The sequence below is a fragment of the Enterococcus raffinosus genome (genome assembly GCF_018917525.1).
Lineage (GTDB): Bacteria > Bacillota > Bacilli > Lactobacillales > Enterococcaceae > Enterococcus_A > Enterococcus_A raffinosus_A.
In genome coordinates this window covers 1-20,720 of sequence record NZ_JAHLOS010000033.1, presented here as the reverse complement: position 1 = coordinate 20,720, position 20,720 = coordinate 1, and the positions used below count along the sequence as shown (strand labels likewise).

Sequence of the window (20,720 nt, the reverse complement as noted above, 5' to 3'; positions counted from 1 at the left end):
CAATATGAAAACAAAAAGAAACAGGGGCTTTGTTTTCCCTGTTTCCTTCGAGTGATCCGGATTTCCTAAGATATAGCGAGAGGCATTATTCAAGCGTTGTCGAAAAGGCTTCTTATCCTTTTTTTTCATAACTAAATACTCCCCTCAAAGATTTCTAGATCACGTTTACTCACTTCTCGCTTAAACTGAATATTGGTGGTCCCTTTGATATTCAAATGGGATTGTCCTTCCTTCAGCCTTGTAATTGCTTGTAGGTCGGATTCACTAATTTCTTTACCAAAAACCTTGCGAAGAGTATCTAATGAAGAGGCATCTTGTCTGTAAATAAAGCGGTAAGTTGATAGCTTATAAAGGTTCATTACCGCTTGTGATACCGGTCCCATTCTTCCATTATCGTCCATGTCGATGAAGCAATCCTTGATGTCATGAACCGCATAATGCTGAGCAATAAAGATTTTTCGTCCTTCACGATTATTCCGATCCATTTGATTCAATAACTGGACATTTCTAGTTCGAATTGGATTATGAAATTCATCGGATACAATATCTGTAAAAATGATCTCAGACGGTTTCTTTTGCTTAGTGGTGTAGAGATACTTTTCTTGTTGCCCAACTCGAACCGCATGAGAGTAAACCATGTTATATAGGTTGAAATACTGTGCATTGTAAATGTCACTATCTTGAATATTCAACAAACTTTCTAAGTTAAAGGCAACCAACTTTTGTTGATCCAACGAGAACTCCGTATGCACATTAAAGATATCTCCATAGGTGTCTACAACCGTTTCTAAGCCGCCAATCATTTCTTTTAACGCTTGGCGCTCCAACTGATCCGTTTCACTCTGATACTGATTTTTGGCGTATTCTAATACGTTTGAATACAAAGGATATTGTTCTGGATCATAAGTTGTGATTTGATCAATATCTAAATGATACTCATCAACCCAGCTCTTATAAAAATCTGTAATATATTTTTGGCTGCTATTCGTGGTTTGTTGCGAAAGATTCGCCGCCATGGATAGAATGATCTTCATTTTCGTGACATTCGTGATAAAGTATTGACGATCTTTTGTCTGATTGCTTTGAATATCAAAGTCAGTGCTATAAATCTGGCATGGGTTAATTTTGGGTTCCCTCGCATCAAAATGGAGGCCACCACAAGCTTTGACTAATCGCTCTGCTTCATTCGAAACCATGAACAAAAAAGTATTATTTCCAAGTAAACGATTTGTCTTAGCAGTCGCCTTGATCTCAGTCGACTTACCAAATCCTTGGTTTCCTATATAAAGCCCTCCATAGCTCTTTCTGGACCGATCTTTGTGGAATTGGTTCAAGACTACTAAGCCACTCCCATAAAGCGCATAACCAGTATAGAGCGCGTTAGGATCAACCAATTTCGCACTACTAAAGAAGTAGCTGCCTGCCAACATGAACGCTCGAATTTCTTGTCCTTTACGTTTTCTTTGTTTCTGATTTTCGGTAAATGATACAAACAATGCGCGGTATTCTGTTTCTGCTTCATCAATAAAACAATGAGCGTGAAATCCATGTTTCTTTAATTTTGTTAGCACTTCTTGTTCTTTGTCGGCAAGAGCATCCAATGAAGGTTCATGCAAAAAGATTCGGACATGAATCTGTTTTAGTGCTTCATCATCTTCAATAATCGTATCGATCGTTTCATCCAATTTACGATATTCACTAGCCGCTTTTTTCCGACTGATACGATCTTTGCTGGATTCAATACGATCTTCATATTCGTTCAATGAACGATTAAGCGAACGCTCAAAATCAGTGCTACTCTTGTCTACGTTAAAGATATCAATGCTTGTCGTAGTGTTGGCAAATTTGAAGACATTTTCTCCATAAAACAAAGGGTTCCCTTTTTTCTTATAGGCGGTAACATGCAACGTTTTTAGATAGCCTTGATTCGTTCTCAGATAATCGCAGGACTTTGTTCCGAGATTTGCTATTGGCTGGATTTGACAAATAAAGATTGGGTCATATCCTTTTTTATCAACTACTTTTTGAATCTCCGCTGGTCGCCCGTCCTCATCATTGCCAGTATACGGAATCCCAGGTAATGAAGAATCACCAAAATTGTAAAGTGAATGGATTAGCCGAACTTTTCGTGCCAATGGGATCGACTGCACTCTGAAAAATAATCCATTTGATGAAAGGACCGTATTTTGGACCAATTTCATTTCCTCGTGATCGTCAGCGAACACTTGAAGGTAGATCTCACCAGATAGATAATGACTATTTAGGTATTCTAATTGACGTAGGGAGTATTCTTTTTCCTCTTTGATATAATCTGTATCGATGGATTCCGTTAATTGGAATCTTCGCTTTGCATAGTCAATATTTTCTGCCACATCAGTGGGATTGTTCGTAAGGATGAACTTGCAATCGACTTCCATTACTCTAAGAAAATCCCAAAACTCCTCGATGGCGGTGGCTTTATCATTTTGTGAGCCATTGCGAACTGCTACTTCCTCAATAGAAAAATAATCCGTCACTCCATCTTCAAGAGCAATGCAATCTTCAGAAATAATTCTTCGAAAAGGAATAAACGATAACATGGCCTTTCCCTTAACTATTTTTGCTTTTCCCTTTTTCTTTTTGTCTGGTTTACTTTTTTCTTCTTTCACTTCCTGCTTTACATCGGCATCATCAATAATGATCATAGCTCTAACTCCTCCTCCTCAAAATCAAATAAAGCCAGCTCTTTTTCCGATTCCAACGTCTCATCTAAGGTTTCTTCCTGTTGAAAGGAATAAAATTCCATGGATAGATAGGTCTTTTTATTTCTAGAAAGCACATAGATTAAACGGTGATAATGACGCTTTCGCTGATTATGCTTACTGGGGAAAATCCAAAACAGGTACATCCCCACTAAGAAGATCAATGATGGAACTTGAAAAGGACGGTATGCCATTTCAGTAATTTGAGTCGCATAATTAAAAAAAATCAATGTTGCCACACCATCAATAAATAAAATTTTCCCCCAGAATTTTACTGGAGTAGTAATCTCTTCTTGAATATCAAACATCGACTAGCTCCCTTCTAAGATTCTTTTAGTTCATCAAAACTCTTTTTATCTTTTTTGTATGCTTTTCGGTCTCTTGTGTATTGAACCAGATCTTTTCCTAATGCTTTCCCCTTTTGATGGGATTCATAAAGGTTCCCCGCTGCTGATTTGTTGTATTTGGCAGATTTTGGTGTTAATAAGCGTTCTTTCGCATAGGCACCTAATGGATTTTGAGGTTTCACTGGTTTCTTGAGCTCTTCACCCTCTTGTCTTGTTTGTGATTCAGGTATTTCTGAGGAATCCTCTTTGGATTGATTTTCCTCTTGTTGTTCAAAGTCCAACTGGTTGGATAACTCTTTTGGAGATTCTTCCTGTTCTTTATTTGAGTGTGCGAGATTGTCGTTAATTCCCTCTTGTTTCTCATTCTTTTTGATCGAATCGTTTATACTTGATGAGTCTGACTCCTCGGAATGCACTTCTTGGTCATCAACCGCTTCTTGTATGCCAGCCTCATTTTCAGTTTGCTTATCGGATTGTTCTTCAGACGAATGTTCCATCTGATCGTTAATGCCTGAATTATTGTCATCGTTTTCAGGCGAAGACTCACCGCTGTCCGAACCAGTTTCTAGAGCATCAGGATCTACCGATTCATTTTCATCACTGACATCTACGTGATCATTTACATCATCAGAAGAATTGTCTTCCTCTTTCGATTCCACGTTTTCTTCGCTTTTTGAATCATCAGATGTTTCATTCGGTTTGGTATTATTATCTGAGTTGTCTTGATCCTGGGCAGGATCTTTGTCCACTGAAGGATTGATACCTTTTCCTTCAGTCCGTTCTTGAGAAGAATCTTGATCCTCACTTGACTCTTTTCGCCCTTGACGAATACCGGCAAGAATACCCATAATTCCACTTCCGGCATTTGATGCTTTCTCAACTGAGTTAATAGCTAGATTTGCTGCTTTCGCAGCACCCATGCTTGTTAAAACGCCTCCAGCAGTAGATAACCCGGCATCAATTCCTAATTGCTTTTGAATGATCGCGGGTCCATCAAACAGCAACCAAGCTCCACCAACGTAAAGTAAGGCTTGTATCAATACATTACGTTCTCCATTGGAAATATAGGAGTTATAGGCAATGTATAAATAGAACAAAACAAACATAGAAGCCATCGCAATCAAACCAACAAAAATCTCTTGGAAAGCTTGTTTAAACTTCCGTAAATCACGAATATGGAAAAAAGCTGTAACATTCGTCCAGATATAGTTAAACACCACTTCAATGCCTAAACGTCCAGCACGAATGACGAAGAGCCCAACTGCTAAAGCCAATGCAATCAGCGTAATGAATATCGGTATCCAATTGATCTTCCAACGGTAATAGGTTGGCGATACCATCTTCTTCACGAGACTATCTAATACGCTTCCACCTTCATCCATTTTTTTAATTTCATACCCTTTACCGCCTTTTTTATTGACTGCACGATAATCTAAAACACCATCTGGATCGACTTCTTTTGCATCTTCAACTCGCTCATTTTCATCAAAAAATTTTAAATTCTCTAAGTGATTTCCCGTCTCTGGATTATCTGTCGTCCAACCTGCTGCCCCTAATTCATAAACATCGATAACATTGTTTTTTACTGTCTTCAGTCCTAGACTCTCGTTTTTCGCGGTCATCTCTGAACTAATCGCTTCAGTCAGTCTTACTCCGTCAGTTAATAGCCCCGGTAGCATAGATAAAGCACAGATAATTAAAAATGAGTTAAGCGGAACACTGCGCATTTCGGTATTTTTTCCAAAAAAAAGAACCAACCCAATGATCAGGATAGCAAATCCTAATAGCATACTTTGGATTGGTTGCAGTGTTGTTAATATCTTGGATACAGAATCATTGTTTCGGAAGTTTAAAACGGACAGGACATCTACAAAATTGTCACTCACTAAATCGACGAAATAGACTAAGCCCCGAACAAGTAGCATTCCAATTTTCCGAAAACCGTTCGCCCATATATCACCGATTTGTAAATAATCCGCAAATTTGATTAAAATGGCGAGAATTTCCTCTTCGGTCATTTTTTGCCTCCTTTCAATTTTTCAATTTTGGCAATCATGTTTTTTGTCAGATTTTTTTTATCATTTGAAGAGATAAAGCTTAAGAGTGAATGAATAGTTTGATTCTGACAAATCGCTTTGAATTCATCTAACACTTGATGATCTCTTAGATAAGAAATACGAATCACGACATAGAGTTGTTGAATCTCCTTCTTAGAAAAGTAATCCGCTACCTTAGTGGACTCGCATTCTGGTGGGAAAGCTTTCCGCAACTTTTGAAATAGCGTTTCTTTCCTTGATAGCTCTGCTTGGTCCATCGTTTGTGCCTGTTCCTGAATTTTACTATTTGAAAATAAATCCACTGTTTCTGTCACTTTTTCACCCTCTTTCAAGAATTCTTCTGGTGAATGAATAGGTTTTACTTCTTTGACAATCTTTTGTTTATCCTGCTTCTTTTCTTGATAGGCTTTTGTGTTCGTCGTTTGGTGCATGACCAAATTAGGAACTATTTTTTTCTTCTCTTCTACACGATGTAGTGTAATCAATAGATCATCCATTTCTAAATCCATAAACGCATTGTTGACAGGGATTTCATCCCATGAGAGGATTTTATTCTTTCGATATTCATAGAATGGAATCATATTCGTATCTGTTTCAATACTATTGTAAATTGGGTACTGATAGATCGGTTCTCCATCTAAATCATCGACATGAGACAGTCGTAGAACGATCGTTTCAGATTTTCTTAAACGTTCCAACTCAGAAGGATTCAGCAACTCGATTCGCTCGGAGGTTTCTCTTTCGGAAACTTTCAAGCTCAATGGGTCCTGTCGGCTTCGGTCTTTCGAATAATTGGTTCTTTTTCCTAAGCGTTCGGAAATATACTTATTGGTTTCTAACGATCCCGATCGAATATAGATTAGATTCCCTGTATTCCCCACAATTGTTTTCTTCACTGCCTCAGAATATAATTCCGTAAGCTGTTCCAGATCTTGTAATACCAAGTGGAAGAAGAATCCTTGTCCAAGTCCAGAAGTCCATTTATTGGTTAAGTTTTGAATCGCTACTCCAAGATTACCCGCTTCTTGAATAATAAAATGGACGTCTCGTTGAGTGCGAGACGGTGTTTCCAACGTACAACGCTTCTCATTTACTTGGTAAGCTTGTTCTAAATAGAGCATTCCCAAAGCATTATTACTTTTTTCTGTCTGACTCATCACGATAAAACAAGCAACTGGACGATCACCAAAACCTATTGTCTCAAAATCAAACCCATCATCTGTCGCAGACATTTTCGCATTTGCTTCATTCAAGAACATTTCCATATCACCATCAAAATGTGTAATCACATTCCCCATCGTTACTTCTGCTGGGGCACTGGCAAGAATCGCATAATAATATTTTTTTGCCGGATGACTTCTTGGTAATTCTAAGAAGAAAACGTCTAACGCTGATTTTCCATCGTATTTCTTGAGTAACTTTCTCCGTTCAATCGGATCATCAGTTAAGGAATAGATATAATCTGGATTATTTTCGCTAATACGAATACTTTGCATTTCATTGACAATGTTGTAAATCGCATAGGGATTGAACTTCACTGGCTCATTGTTATGAACTGCTTGATCAGCAATCGCTAATCCTGTGGACATGAACAGATTACGACAGGCTTTTACCCAAAATTCACCGTTACTACTACTCTTGGAAGAACCCGACTGAAAAAAGGTAAACGCACTCCGTTTCAGTTCGTTTTCTGCTTCGGTCAAAAAACGTGTACTTTCGTGTCGATTGACTTCTTTTAGATTGATAAACTTTTTGTAGTAATTGAAAACGACCGACAACGGATTATAGGGATCGGAATAGTATTGACGAACTGTATTACAGATACGAACCAAATACCCCCGTTGCCTTAGGGTGTCATACCACATGCGGGGCTCGTCCCCTTTTGTGGCTGTCATAATAAATGACGGACGATCTTCGATCCTTTCTGCTCGTGACAAAATATCAATGAAGGGATTAATGAAATAAACATCCTTCCCTCCACGAGTGAGTGCTAAAACAATTGAGTTAGATGGCTCCTGTCCGATCAAATAGTAGAACTTTCTCGGTTTTGTTTCAGGTATATGAAGTTCTTCAAAGAGCTTGATTGCTGTTTTTCCATTGATTTTAGCAGGTTTTTTTCTTTCCCGTGCTTCTTTCATCAGTTTTTCCAAGGATTGATTTGATAAATCGTCCTGGGTGAGCTTTATTTTTTCTGTCTGATCATTCTTTAGTTCAAAAGATTGAGGAGCTTTGTCATTTGCCTTTTGATGAACAGGATCTTGTTCTCTTACTTTTTCTGCATTGAAAGGAACTCTGCTGATTGGAAATCCCGGTTTTCCTTCATAGTAGTCCTGGCCCTCGCATAGTGGATGAACAGGGACAGCAAAATACTGATTGACTAAATTTGTTGCAGACTCCCACTCTAATGTCCCTTGAACCAACTTATCTTCTAACGGAGCAAAACTAGTTTTTATTCGATAGCTCATATAGAATGCAAACAGTCCATAGATGAAAAAAAGCACCAGATATATTTCTGGCACTTTTAGTATTAACGAAAAATTGAAAAGATCGTGTAGCCCGATCGAAAACATTCTCGAATCGAAACGTAGTCCGCTCTCTTTTACAAGAGAGAAAAAAGTAATGAGGTAATTGCATAAACAAAGAAATAAAACAAAACAGCCCAGTAGAACCCCTACTAATACCTTAGTTTGTCCTAAATATCTCAAAGGTGATTGATAAGCTTGCTGATAGTTTTTTCGTTTATTTTTTTCAGATTTTGGTTGCCATGTAAATGGCATTTACTTTATCCCTCCCTCTTTCGATCCTTTTATTTCTTCAAGTGCGTCCTCCCCTTGTCGAATGGCGGCTTTCACCTCGTTGATACTCGCTTGGGGATTCTTGTACACTTGCTGGATAGTCTTTAAAACTTGAGAAAATTCTTCAAAAATAATTGATGAATATTCTTTTTTATCGATAGATCTCATCTCTTCGATCACATGAAATAATGCTAATTTCGACAATTCTATATCAGACTTCCTTTCTACTTTTTTCATCGAATCCAATAAAGAAAGAATCTGGGTGTTTACCATTTGTTGTGTTGCTGTTGAATCATCCAGTAGTGTCTTAGAATTTTTCAGCTCACTTTCTAGCTGCTGTATACTTTCAGAAGTATGTAGCCAGGCTTCAAATTTTTTACCAATCGGAATGAGTAGCTGTAAAATCGTTGTATCGACAGCTTGCGGTGCATTTCCTTGGCCGACACTGCTAATTTGCTCATTTTTTTCATCTGAAACAAGTGAATCATTGATTATTTCTTCTACCATAGCAACTTCCTCTTGAATCTCTTCATTTGGTTCAGATACTTCAGAACGAAATGATGACTGATTAGTTGATGATACATTTTTTGATTGATTTTTATCCATTTCCATTAAGAGTTGTGAGAAGGATGATTTTTCGATTGCTCGTTGCTTGTCATTTTTTTCTATTTCATCTTCTGACAGCACTTGTGGTTTAAAAAATTCCTTTGTTGTCTGTTCTGTTGAAGGAATATAGTATAAATACTGAGACCCCGCAGAACTCATTTCGAAATTATTGAGTGAATTAACGTTTATAAAAAGAGAGAACGCTAATAATAAAACACTGATACCACTTGCGCCAACACAAAAATAAGAGGCTCTCAAATATGATTCCACCTCTTCCCACTACTTTTTTTTCATTTCTAGTTTTGTATCATAAAGCGCATCAATCTTATCAAAGATTTTATCTTTGTTTTCTAGCGGATCTTTTTCTAGAGTTTCTATTTCTTTTGAAAGTTCTTGTATTTGCAATTGATATTGTTTGTAACGAGCAATATATTTTTCGAGTTCAGGACTATTGATTTCTCCACTGATTTTTTCAGCTTTTTCTACTTGATCTATTTTCAGGTATGCGCGGCCTAGCAAAGTTCCACGCATCAAATCTTTTTGATCTAAAGAAAATCCTTCTTTTTCATACTCAGCAATCGCAGATGAATAGTCTTCATTTAGGAGAAAAATATCTAAAACCTTGTAACGTGATGAAACAGTCTGATAATAGTTTTCCAATTGATAGATTGGCTCTTTCGATTGAATCACTTCTTCCATCAGATAATCTGCGGTTGCATCTTTTTTTTTCGGATATTTCTCTGCGGCTAAAATATATTGCTTATTACTAAGCAGTTGTTCATAGGATTCACCACTTGTTCGAATGCTTGGACTCTTTTCAAGAAAGGAATAAAGAGCAATAGCAATTGATAATAGAGTAATTCCTCCTATGAAGAGAATAATTGTTTTATAAAGAATAGGAATAGATTGTTTTTGCTTCTTTTTACTTTTTAGTTCTTGAATGTCGGGAGCATTCTCTTCGTCAATTGATTTTGTTTCCGAACCTGCTTTGATCGCTTGTTTAATCTTCTTTTGAAATTCTTTCTTTTGTTTTCGGCTGATCTTTTTCTGTTTTTGATAACTTTCTAATACAGAAAAAATATCATCTGTCACGGTCTGATTCGTAGTCTCTTTCTCAAATGTACCTTGATAGAATGGTTCATCACTATCGTATAAAGTAAACTTTAAAAATTCGCCATCCTCTAAATCTGAACTTATTTCATGGAAGTCTTGATAAGTAATGCGATCAGCCAATTCAAATTTCTCAAAAAATACCATGTTCGAGGAAGTTATTTCAACAGTTATCACTTATTGGTCCTCCTTCTTTTCTTTATCCGCCAACATTTCCCCAAATCAAATCTCGTAAAAATGTTGCATTCAAGATGACTGCTGAACCTAGAATGGCACTGAAAATCAACCGTTTCCCCCAGCGACCCAATTCTACACCAAAAAACTGTGTAATCCCAAATAGACAGATACAAATGAACAGGGCTGAGTTCCCGATAATCTTTACCAATTGTTCTGTACCAGTTTCAGCTAACTTAGCTGAAGATTGAATATCGGCGTAGACATGAGTTCCTCCCACTGTAGAAACTACTAACACAACTACAATAGCAGCGGCACACAAAGCGACACGTTGCCAAGAAATTATTCGATACTTTCTTTTAATCATCCAATTCATTTATGCTTTTCCTCCATTGTTTCGTTTAGTCTCGTTTTCTTTGCGAAGTGCTTCCTTTTCAAGCGCTTTATTAATTAGTTCTTCGCTATCTGTGATGATTTGAATATGAGTCTCATATAAATGATCTTCATAATCTTTACCAAGTATTCGCATAATCAAAAGTGCTTTCCGCTTTGCGGCATCACGATCCTTTTTACTGATTTTTCCCAATTGAATAGCCTCCTATTTCCTCTTTTGTTGGTAAATTTTCACTCCCATAAAGGCGCACATTCCCAGCATAAAGCCAATCACAACAATACCAATGATAATTTCTGAACCCATTTTTTTCCTTCCTTTCAAAAAAAGAAGCCATCAAAACGATGACTTCTAAAGATATATTCATTTGATTTTTATGATAATATTCTGTATTAATCAGTTTTTCGAATTTTCTTAAACCAGTATAATGAAACAACACCAGCAACAGCACAAACTCCTATAAGTATTAGCCCGATTGATTGATTCTCACCCGTTTGAGGCAAGGAGTTCGATCGAGTTTGTTGAGGTGTTTCTTTGCTACTTTCTATTTGCACTTTAGGTATTTCCTCCTTCTTATTGGTCATTTCACATTTGACGATTTCTCCATGTTCTCTGATTTCAAACTCGTGAAGAGATTCGTCTATCAAGTATCCTTTTGGCGCATCAAATTCCTTGAAATAGTATTTTCCTTTGGGTAGATTTTCAAAGGTGAGAATACCCTTGTCATCTGTCTTACCCTCAATAATCACTTTTTCAGCTTCATCCAAAATTTGAATGCCTGTGTCAGGTAAAAGTTCACCGGTAGAAACGTCCTTTTTGGTCAACTCAAAAATCCCTTTGATCAGATCATTTTTTACTTCAAATAAAATCTCAGGTTTCTTAAGGTCATGAGTCAATTCCTGCTCTTTCTCATCGAAAGCTTTGACTCCCTCTTTAGTTGAAACAATCTTAATCACTTGCTTTGAAAGAATAAATAGATCGCTGGATGTTTTCTTCTCTTTCAAATAGAAGGTACCAACAGGAAGATTTTTTACCGTACCGATCGATTCTTCGTCAATTGTGATCGTTTGGATCACTTGACGATTTTCATCTTCTAAAGTGAATACAGCACCTTTGGCATTGTCGCTATGCTCAAACTTAAAGCCTTCTTTTTCAACCAATGTTGCTTTCTCATTGATTTTCTTGAATTGGAACTCGTTTAAGTGAAGCTTGTTGACGATTGGATTTCGAGTGGTTTTTGTACCGATTTGTTTCTTTCCATAAAGCACACGGTCCTTCCAAATCTCAATTTCTTGGACAGTCTGATTATCTTTTGCTGTAAAATTAAAATCGTATTCTGTCTCATCAAGAACATGTGCATCGCCAGCATCTAATTCTTTCACATAGTAGTTACCCTCTGGTAATTGAAGTTCAAACGTAGCTACCCCATTCTTGACCTCAGTAAAACCAACCAATGAATTTTCTGGAATAGAAGTAGTATCACTTAACGATTGCTCGTCACGAGTGAAAATGCCGAATGTTTGAACTGATCCCTGTTCCTCAATAACTTTAGGCATACTATTTTCCCAAGAATCAATTTTTTCTTGATTCTTTTGTAATTTGATCATTAATGACTGGAATTCATTTTGGACAGAAAGAGAAATTGAGGACAGTTCAACTTGCTGACCAGTATATTTTAATTCAAAGGGGATTGGGGTCGGATCTATTACCACACCACTAGGTGCTGATTTTTCAATGGCTTCATATTTTCCTAAGTATAGAAACGGCGTTAAAAACTCCCCTTTTTCGTCTGTAGTCATTGTGGCGACAACTTCACCTTTTTCCGCTCGAATGGTTTCATCGTTGGTTGTAATATCTTCAGCAGCAACAATATCAAACGTCACATCTCCAATAACTTTGTCGTCATAGACAAATTGATAAAGTTCACCAAACTTGGTTTCTTCTCTCTCAATACCAATTGGTGTTTTGACATGCTTAGTTAAAAATGCTGCACCCATTTGAGATTTATCTTTGAATTTTATCTCAATCAACCCATTGTGTGACCCGTCAACCTTAAACGGCATAGGATCTTTTGCTAGAATATATCCTTCAGGTGCCTTAACCTCAACCAACTCATAATTTCCATATGATAGCATTTCTGATAAAATCAAAAATCCTTTATCGTTGGTAAAGAACGTATCGGTTATACCTTCTTCATTTAGGTTGGGCATCTCCACAAATTTATTTGTTTGCTTATTTTTGATTTTAAAGCCAGCTTTCGCTCGAGAAATTGCTTTGCCTGTCTCCTCGTCCACTTTAATGACTTTCAATTTTTCTTCGATTACCTTGTTCTCAAGAGCGTAATGATGCGTTTCATTTTGTGTTTTGACAGAAACTTTAAATGGTTGGATCGTCTCGTACCCTTCAGGTGTTTTGATTTCTCTGACTGTATACGTGTCATATGGTAATTCAGTAAATTTTAAATAACCTTCAATATCTGTCTTCCCTGTTGCCACAACCTTACTAGTAGTGTCGCTTGTCACAGAAAACTCAACATTTTCTAACGGCTTTATCTTTCCTTTTTCGTCGGATTTCCAATCATAATTTCCAAATTTGATTAAATCAAAACCACCGGTGATTACTTTTTCCTTTGCGATCGTTCGCTGGGTAGAGACTTCTACTGTTTGACCAGCGTAAGCTATCTTGAATGGTAATTTCGTTCGATCCAACTGATATCCCTCGGGTGGAGTTTTTTCCAACCAATAATAATCATCTAATGGAAGATTGTCAGATTTTGCCTCTCCATTTTTTGTGGTAACAGTATCAACTAAATTATTGTTTGATGAACGATAAAGTTCATAAACAGCTCCATTCAAAGTTGCTGCTCCTTGTGCCTTCTCACCATTTTTTTCGTCTTCCTTTTTAAGAATAGCTGATCCTTTTTGTTCTTGGTCAGTTGTTTTAACATCGGTATACGAAATATCGACTGATTGACCAGCGTACTTTAGTTCAAACGACAACTTTGTGGTATTTAGTAAATATCCTTCTGGAGCCTTTTCTTCTATTGCATAATAGGAACCTAATTTAAGTTTACCTAATTGAGCTTTGCCGGAAGAGTCGGTGGTCATACTCCCAACTTTTTTTCCGTCTTTTGTATACACACCATAAACAGCACCGTTCAATTTGTAATATTGGTTAAACATCGATGAACCATATTCGCGCCCAACTTTAATAAGATTAACTTGACCTAACTGTTCTTTATTATTCAGAACGACTTCAATGGTTTCATTTGGCTTAATCGTTACTTCTTTTGTTTCTCCTTTATTGACATACCCATTCGGTGCAGTGACCTCACTTACCTTAACTTTGGTTCCTGCTGGAATATCATTTATTTGTGCCAAACCACTGCTATTCGTTGTTATTTCTTTTGATTGACCGGCATATTCAAATTTTAGCTTAGCATTGGGCAAAGCAGCACCGGTATCCTGATCTATTTTTTTTGCTCGAATATTCCCATCCAGATTTACTTTAATGTTAAGGGCGAATGAACCACCACTTGATAGTTTGAATGTAGCAACCTTTTGTTGACCAGCACTTTGATAAACGAAACTTTGACCGATATGCTCATTTCCAGCAATATTGTATTGAATTTTTCCTATTTTCTTGGAACTACTTTGAGCAGTCAATTTCAATGTGTTTCCATTCTTCTCGACTTTTAGGTTAGCGGAATTTTCAACTAGGTGCTGATAGTTATTCAACACACCTGCACTATCAGTTAGAGTGATGGAGTCTCCTACATTTATTTCAACTGATTGTCCATTGAAAGATGGTTTAGCATTATGCTTGTTAACTTTTGATAGAATTTGATTCTTGTGTGCTGCGTAATTAGGGATCGTCGTAGAGAGTAACGAGTCCCCTAATTCTTCCCACACAATATTTTGAGTGACTGCATAGTTTAATACTGTCGGATCAAGCTGATAACCATAATAAGAGATCAAAGATAATCGATCTTTTTCAGCAATAGTCAATTCGGAAGGAGTGAAATCAGAACCTCCCCATAAATCAACACCATGCTCAATACAGAATGCAGTAACACCATCTGCCTTTTTCATCCACACTTGACTGTCTGTCCAATCCTTTCCTCCGAAACGGTTTAGTTTCCAGGAGGATGAATAATCTGCAACAGGATCATTAGTTACGGTTGCAGCTAAACTAATAATTGGTCCAACAAAAAAAGCAACTACAATGGTCATTAGACTAAACATTGTAGCTGCGCCTCGCACTTTGATATTCATTTATATTTTCTTCTCCATTCGTTTTATTTTTCGAATCTTTTATTTAAAGGTGGACCTCTATTTTGAATTTCTAAGTTTTTCACCTCACTCATATAAAAAATGATAACTATCCTTTATAAAACGTATTTAGACTTTTTATCGGCTGCCTTAGTCCTCAGCATCATAGGATTTTCACCTCTCCCCTTTTTATGACGAGCTTCACAGAAGTATCATTATCATTCTTGCAGATCATGGCATTAAGATGACTAGTCCCAATTCTCCTAATAAGTATTTCGCACATGGCGCTTATTGAAAGACAGCTCTCCACAAGAAAAACGTTACCGATAAAAAAATATTTAGTTTTCAAAGAACAACTGCTTCTAGTAATTAGGAACAAGTTATTCTTTGAAAAAGACACATTTTTGAAACAAAAAAACACTAAGTAGACACTTTTTTATGGTGTTCTGCTTAGTGAAGATATTACTCATACTAAATCACATTTTAACTATTCCAAATGAAATGACTAAATTATAGGTGAACTATTTTTTATACACTCTATAAAAAAATCCGTATTGTAAGATAAAGTTTTCGAAATGAGAAATTCCATTAACTTTTCGAGTGCTAGCTTTTCAGCAAACTTTTCGGTCATAAATGAATATCTGTGATCACTCTGTTTCCTTTGCTCTATCCAATCTTCAAGAACTTTCAAAATGTAGTTTTTATTATTTTCCAAAATAATATTTTCACTATCAGCTACACTTTTTAGTTCTGCAGCAAACTCTGAAATAACAGCATTTGCATAAATCGAATAAATTTTCTTCAGCTTAAACATCTTAAAATTATTACTGTATCTCTCAAATTCGGAAAACTGAGGTTGATTTTTAAGATTTTGATTTATATCTATCTCCAACGTAAAGCAATCACGCTCCTTCAACAGATAACATTTAAAACTTTTTTCGTAGAGAATATTACACTCCAAGTACGGACGAAAATCGTAGTTCTCAAAGTAAGGATGAAAAGGGGTTCTTGTTTGGTCACCATCTATTGACCAAACTCCTTTATCGTTATTACAATCCGCGCAAGCAGGCACAATATTACATGGAGAAATAGCATATTGAAAGTAGGATTCTTTCTTTAGAACATGTTCTTGAGTGATCCTGCTTTTTATCCCACAATAGCAACATATTTGAGTGGGAGTGACAAATTCTGGGAAAAACTTTTCGGGGTCTATTCGTCCTCTATATGTTTCCAAAATAGTAATGTCAATGCTCGGATTTGCTAAGACGTTCTTATAGGTAATTAAGTGAAGGCTCTTTCGAATAGCGTGTAAAATATAAAGATTTTCATCGAATTGGAGTTCATCCATTAACTCTTTTTTATGGCTTTCCAGTTCTCTTTTTCCCTTACAATTTCTTTGATAACCATTAATCAGAGAGTTAATCACATTCGTCACTGATTGTGTTTCTTCATCATAATGAAGTCGATTCATCTACTCATCCTCTTTTTCATGATATAGTTCAAATGACCTTAGAATAGCCAAACCCTCTAGGCCTACTTTTCTATCTGAAATTAGCTTCTCCGCAATTTTCCAATCGTTATTGGATATGTCAGACAAATAAGAGTAAAAACCTGTCATTTTCATTGCTGTTCCAAATATATAATCATTAATAACTGAAACACTCTCACCAAAAGTTTCAATAAGAGGATGGAAAACTCCCCCATCTCTAAAAATGTGAACACAATCTTTTGGTACTTCTTGTACAACGAATGGTGAATGAGTTGCCAAAAGGCATAAGCTATTCGTTTCTTTTAAAATGAATGATAATCCTCTAATATATGCTGTAATCAGCGGTGGGTGAAGAAAAATTTCAGGCTCATCAATCATGATTAGTGATCGCTCAACAGCTTTGTTGATAACAAAAGCAAAAGTTTGTAAAATTATTTGCTGACCTGAACTAAGTGATTCAATAGTAGATTTAGAAATATAAGTTACTCCAAGCTCATCTTCATTAATTTTGAAAAGTAGCTGTGGAAGAATTTTTCTAATTTCTGGATCAAATGCAAGATCACTAACTATCTTGTTCCATAAACTCATCTGTTCTTTACTGTTCGATATTGGATTTATCAGATTGCTATCAAGTTTCTGATTTTGTTTTTCACCTAAAACTTGTGAGAGCTGTTTTTTTAAATACTCATTCATTGACATTGAAGACTTAAATGCAGCGTTTGAACCAAGAAATTTGACATACTGGTTGGTACAAATTTTTTCGTTATCATCAAAGGGGCTGTAAGAAATATAGATGATCTCATCTAGTGGTTGATCAAGATACTCCTCCACTTTATCTGATTGTCCAATTATTTCGCAAAAAGTATTCCCGTCATGATCGTACTTCAATTGTTCCTTATTTATAGCATTGTACTGTGGGCTGAGATAATTTGATGCTATTTCAGCGATTTTTGATAGATGATATGTCTTTCCCGAACCGTTGTTACCAATAAAAGCGTGAATATTTGAGGGTAGTGTGCTTTCACCATCAACTTCTACTTTTAATCTAAAGTTTGGATGATTCTTTTTCATTATCTGTATTCCAAACTTGTAAGCCGTTTCATTCAATGCTAATCGGTGATATCTTTCAATATATGAACTCGACTTAACATCTCTGAAAAAAGAATTTATTACAACGGGTCGGTCTTTGTACTTTTCATATAAATGGATGTCAAAAGCAATATCATTCAATCTTAGAAAAATCTGATCCCGAACTGTTTTGGGATACTTTTGTAAATTCGAATAGTATTCAATCGTTCCAAGCGAAATAAGACTATTTTGATGTTCAGTATTTAGAATATCTAAATCAACAAGATTTCCTTCTTCAGCTTTTTCTGCAAAATTAATTTCATTCGCTGTATAGGGATTCTCATAATAGTAATTCGGAGTAGAAATGTGAACCCGCCCTAGAGGCTCTAATTTGCCTTCGTAATAGATATATGCATCAAACATTGTTACATACCCATAATCGTTCCAATTATCTTTTTTGAGATAAATGGCAATACTATCATTTGGGTTTATATAATTGATCCCGAAATAAAACTTAATCATTTAAAACTCCTTTTATAAAAGCATTTTCTAATAGTGTACTATAAAGAGCTAACAATAAAAACACAGATTATCCACCCCTTCATTGATCTCGGATATTTTGCAATGATTCATTCTAGGATTAGTACAAAATAATATTTATCATCGTAATTTATTCTAGACTATACTTTTCATGTTCTTGCTAGTATGATTATTACAAAGAGAGCCCATCTCTTTCAAATTCGAATGCTCTAAACGTGTTGAAATCCTAAGTTGAAAGGATGATCAACATGACAGTAAGAAAAGCAAAGGATAACAAAACTTGGATACTAGATATTTCCGTTGGCTTTAATGTGATAACAGGGAAAAGAAAACGGATTGTCAGAAAGGGGTTTGCGACAAAAAAGGAAGCGAAAAGCGAGGAACAAAAAATTCTTATCGTCATTCAAAATGATGAGGTGAACCATGATCTGGTTCGAATCGATTCTCTTTACGACCTCATGAAAAAAGAGGATGTTAGAAATAAAAGAAAAGAAAGCTACGTTCAGACTCAAGAGTACAATTACCTTCGTCATATCGAACCCTATTTCAAGAATTCGATTGTCGTTCGATTGACCTACGAGCATATTAATGACTTTCGTAATCATTTACTAGAGAAAGAATTATCGAACAATACGATCAATAAACAAATGATTCTTTTAAAGAAGATTCTTGATATGGCTGTACAAAAGAAATATATGAACGATAATCCTTGTACTCATCTGAAGAAGTTAGATTTCGAGAAAAGGAAGATGAAATTCTGGACCGTTGAACAATTCATGGAATTCAAAAAGATCTTTGAATCGGATGAAGAAAATTTTCTTTTATTCTTTACCGTCGCTTTTTTCACAGGAATGCGTTCAGGAGAATTGCTGGGCTTAACTTGGGGAGATATCGACTTCTACCGATCAGAAATTGATATTAATAAGACCTTGGTCAATATTAAGGGTAAACAACTCTACAACCCGCCAAAAACAGCGGCTGGACGTCGAAGAGTAAGCGTGAATAGAAAACTAATGGAAGATCTTAAAAACTGGAAAGAAGCGCAATACACCCTCTTAAGCAAAGATACAAAGATTGATGATATAGACAAGATTCAAGTGTTCCAACATAAAGTGAGACTTCTTTCTAAGGATAATGTGCGCAAGAAGTATGAGGTTATTTTGCGGAGAAATCCTTCAATTGATAAAATTCGGATTCATGATTTTCGTCATTCACACGTAGCTTTGCTGATTAATAATAACGAAGACCCATATGTGATTAAAGAGCGAATCGGTCATGCTTCGATCAATACGATTTACGATCTTTACGGCCACTTATACCCTAGTAAGCAGCTAGAAACGGCGGACCGTTTAGACAACCTCTACTAGTTTCAAATCCAATACTTGTTATTTATTTGGTGATACAAGAAAAAAAACGCGGAAAAATGGCATATTTGTGGCATACCCAGTTTAAAAATCGTTCAAAATCGTTCATTGGTATACCCGAAAAAACGATAAAAAAAAGCGCAATAAAAAAACACAACTTACAAAGCTGTGTTTTCGTAGGGCGAACGATGGGAATCGAACCCACGAGTGCCGGAGCCACAATCCGGTGCGTTAACCACTTCGCCACGATCGCCATGGTGCTATTTAGTTTCAAATAAAAAACTAAGATGAAATAACGTCATCTTAGCTCTTTATACCGGCGGCCGGGGTCGAACCGGCACGCCCGTGAGGGCACTGGATTTTGAGTCCAGCGCGTCTGCCAATTCCGCCACGCCGGCATGTCAATAAATATTCTAGTACTAAGGCGGTAACCGGATTTGAACCGGTGATGAAGGTTTTGCAGACCTCTGCCTTACCACTTGGCTATACCGCCATTATACTATTGTTTTCTCCTTAGAACAAGCATTTTTCAAGAGAGTTTCCTGAAAACTTTTCTAAGAAAACTGGGGTAGCTGGATTCGAACCAACGCATGAGGGAGTCAAAGTCCCTTGCCTTACCGCTTGGCTATACCCCAATAATTACAAGGGCGAACGATGGGAATCGAACCCACGAGTGCCGGAGCCACAATCCGGTGCGTTAACCACTTCGCCACGATCGCCATATCAATAAAAGAACAGGGGCAGCAGGAATTGAACCCACACTAACGGTTTTGGAGACCGCTGTTCTACCTTTAAACTATGCCCCTGAAACAAATGGAGGAGAGTGGATTCGAACCACTGAACCCTAAGGAACGGATTTACAGTCCGTCGCGTTTAGCCACTTCGCTACTCCTCCATGGTGGCGCGGGACAGAATCGAACTGCCGACACACGGAGCTTCAATCCGTTGCTCTACCAACTGAGCTACCGCGCCATATATAATAGTTTAAAGTTTTTAATTAAAATGGCGGTCCCGACGGGATTTGAACCCGCGATCTCCTGCGTGACAGGCAGGCATGTTAACCCCTACACCACGGAACCGAATGGGGGTTAACGGGTTCGAACCGCTGACCCTCTGCTTGTAAGGCAGATGCTCTCCCAGCTGAGCTAAACCCCCATATCTTTAATTAAATGACCCGTACGGGACTCGAACCCGTGTTACCGCCGTGAAAGGGCGGTGTCTTAACCGCTTGACCAACGGGCCAGTATAAATGTTACTACGGAGAGTAAGGGATTCGAACCCTTGAGACAGGAATACCCGCCTACATGATTTCCAATCATGCTCCTTCGGCCACTCGGACAACTCTCCAAGATAGGAGCACAAAGGCCCAATACTCTATGTTTATTCTCTTTCGAGAAACTCCGGCAGTAGGACTCGAACCTACGACATCATGATTAACAGTCATGCGCTACTACCAACTGAGCTATGCCGGAATAAACCGCGCGGCGACGTCCTAATCTCACAAGGGGCAACCCCTCACTACAATCGGCGCTAAGAAGCTTAACTTCTGTGTTCGACATGGGAACAGGTGTATCCTTCTCGCTATCGCCACCACACTGGTATTCAATTGAGTAAACATCGTTCACTCAAAACTGGATCAGAAACATTCTAACAACCGTGAATCAATTTTTGGTTAAGTCCTCGATCGATTAGTATCAGTCCGCTCCGTACATCACTGCACTTCCACTCCTGACCTATCTACCTGATCATCTCTCAGGGATCTTACTT

The 20,720-nt window shown here is 37.1% G+C and carries 12 protein-coding genes, 13 tRNA genes and 2 rRNA genes; 1 reads left to right on the top strand and 26 read right to left on the bottom strand.

Features of this window, described 5'->3' with window-relative positions:
• Positions 1 to 131: 131 nt before the first annotated feature.
• The 11 genes from KQI58_RS17035 to KQI58_RS16985 form a co-directional block, all read right to left on the bottom strand.
• Positions 132 to 2,684 carry a conjugal transfer protein TraE gene (locus KQI58_RS17035; RefSeq protein WP_253296007.1) on the bottom strand — a complete coding sequence of 851 codons (2,553 nt, stop codon included), beginning with the start codon at positions 2,682 to 2,684 and terminating at the stop codon, positions 132 to 134.
• A complete protein-coding gene (locus tag KQI58_RS17030) occupies positions 2,681 to 3,049 on the bottom strand; it encodes a DUF5592 family protein (RefSeq protein ID WP_216410204.1) in 369 nt (122 codons plus the stop codon). The genes KQI58_RS17035 and KQI58_RS17030 overlap by 4 nt, the downstream gene beginning before the upstream one ends.
• 14 nt (positions 3,050 to 3,063) lie before the next feature.
• Positions 3,064 to 5,106, bottom strand: a complete 2,043-nt coding sequence (locus KQI58_RS17025; protein WP_216410203.1) for a pLS20_p028 family conjugation system transmembrane protein — start codon at positions 5,104 to 5,106, stop codon at positions 3,064 to 3,066.
• Positions 5,103 to 7,922: a type IV secretory system conjugative DNA transfer family protein gene (locus KQI58_RS17020; protein WP_216410202.1), complete on the bottom strand. Its 2,820-nt coding sequence runs from the start codon at positions 7,920 to 7,922 to the stop codon at positions 5,103 to 5,105. Before KQI58_RS17020 ends, KQI58_RS17025 begins: the two co-directional genes overlap by 4 nt.
• On the bottom strand, positions 7,923 to 8,804 hold the full coding sequence (locus KQI58_RS17015) for a hypothetical protein (protein WP_216410201.1): 882 nt from the start codon (positions 8,802 to 8,804) through the stop codon (positions 7,923 to 7,925).
• Between the two features lie 21 nt (positions 8,805 to 8,825).
• Positions 8,826 to 9,833 carry a hypothetical protein gene (locus KQI58_RS17010; RefSeq protein WP_216410200.1) on the bottom strand — a complete coding sequence of 336 codons (1,008 nt, stop codon included), beginning with the start codon at positions 9,831 to 9,833 and terminating at the stop codon, positions 8,826 to 8,828.
• Between the two features lie 22 nt (positions 9,834 to 9,855).
• On the bottom strand, positions 9,856 to 10,206 hold the full coding sequence (locus KQI58_RS17005) for a hypothetical protein (protein ID WP_253296006.1): 351 nt from the start codon (positions 10,204 to 10,206) through the stop codon (positions 9,856 to 9,858).
• The gene (locus KQI58_RS17000) at positions 10,207 to 10,416 is read right to left on the bottom strand and encodes a hypothetical protein (protein ID WP_216410199.1); all 210 of its coding nucleotides are present in this window, start codon (positions 10,414 to 10,416) and stop codon (positions 10,207 to 10,209) included.
• Positions 10,417 to 10,613: 197 nt separating this feature from the next.
• Positions 10,614 to 14,495, bottom strand: a complete 3,882-nt coding sequence (locus KQI58_RS16995; protein ID WP_216410198.1) for a SpaA isopeptide-forming pilin-related protein — start codon at positions 14,493 to 14,495, stop codon at positions 10,614 to 10,616.
• Between the two features lie 502 nt (positions 14,496 to 14,997).
• Positions 14,998 to 15,963 (bottom strand): HNH endonuclease, encoded by a 966-nt coding sequence (locus KQI58_RS16990; RefSeq protein ID WP_216410197.1) that lies wholly within the window; start codon positions 15,961 to 15,963, stop codon positions 14,998 to 15,000.
• The gene (locus KQI58_RS16985; RefSeq protein ID WP_216410196.1) at positions 15,964 to 17,571 is read right to left on the bottom strand and encodes an AAA family ATPase; all 1,608 of its coding nucleotides are present in this window, start codon (positions 17,569 to 17,571) and stop codon (positions 15,964 to 15,966) included. It lies immediately after the preceding gene.
• Positions 17,572 to 17,837: 266 nt separating this feature from the next.
• Between KQI58_RS16985 and KQI58_RS16980 the strand changes: the two genes are divergently transcribed.
• Complete coding sequence (locus KQI58_RS16980; protein WP_216410195.1) at positions 17,838 to 18,956, top strand: tyrosine-type recombinase/integrase; 1,119 nt, start codon at positions 17,838 to 17,840, stop codon at positions 18,954 to 18,956.
• 177 nt (positions 18,957 to 19,133) lie between these two features.
• Here KQI58_RS16980 and KQI58_RS16975 read toward each other — a convergent pair.
• The 15 genes from KQI58_RS16975 to KQI58_RS16905 all read right to left on the bottom strand — a co-directional run.
• Positions 19,134 to 19,206 (bottom strand) — tRNA-His (locus tag KQI58_RS16975).
• 61 nt (positions 19,207 to 19,267) lie between these two features.
• A tRNA-Leu gene (locus KQI58_RS16970) sits at positions 19,268 to 19,351 on the bottom strand.
• 24 nt (positions 19,352 to 19,375) lie between these two features.
• Positions 19,376 to 19,446, bottom strand: a tRNA-Cys gene (locus KQI58_RS16965).
• Positions 19,447 to 19,516: 70 nt separating this feature from the next.
• Positions 19,517 to 19,588 (bottom strand) — tRNA-Gln (locus KQI58_RS16960).
• A gap of 11 nt (positions 19,589 to 19,599) precedes the next feature.
• A tRNA-His gene (locus tag KQI58_RS16955) sits at positions 19,600 to 19,672 on the bottom strand.
• Between the two features lie 16 nt (positions 19,673 to 19,688).
• Positions 19,689 to 19,759: transfer RNA gene (locus KQI58_RS16950), tRNA-Trp, on the bottom strand.
• Between the two features lie 8 nt (positions 19,760 to 19,767).
• A tRNA-Tyr gene (locus KQI58_RS16945) sits at positions 19,768 to 19,848 on the bottom strand.
• A gap of 1 nt (position 19,849) precedes the next feature.
• Positions 19,850 to 19,925, bottom strand: a tRNA-Phe gene (locus tag KQI58_RS16940).
• Between the two features lie 31 nt (positions 19,926 to 19,956).
• Positions 19,957 to 20,032, bottom strand: a tRNA-Asp gene (locus KQI58_RS16935).
• Positions 20,033 to 20,035: 3 nt separating this feature from the next.
• A tRNA-Val gene (locus tag KQI58_RS16930) sits at positions 20,036 to 20,108 on the bottom strand.
• 15 nt (positions 20,109 to 20,123) lie between these two features.
• Positions 20,124 to 20,195, bottom strand: a tRNA-Glu gene (locus KQI58_RS16925).
• A 16-nt stretch (positions 20,196 to 20,211) separates the two neighbouring features.
• Positions 20,212 to 20,300: transfer RNA gene (locus KQI58_RS16920), tRNA-Ser, on the bottom strand.
• 51 nt (positions 20,301 to 20,351) lie between these two features.
• A tRNA-Asn gene (locus KQI58_RS16915) sits at positions 20,352 to 20,425 on the bottom strand.
• A 7-nt stretch (positions 20,426 to 20,432) separates the two neighbouring features.
• Positions 20,433 to 20,548, bottom strand: a 5S ribosomal RNA gene (gene rrf / locus KQI58_RS16910).
• Positions 20,549 to 20,621: 73 nt separating this feature from the next.
• Positions 20,622 to 20,720, bottom strand: a 23S ribosomal RNA gene (locus KQI58_RS16905); the annotation flags it as partial.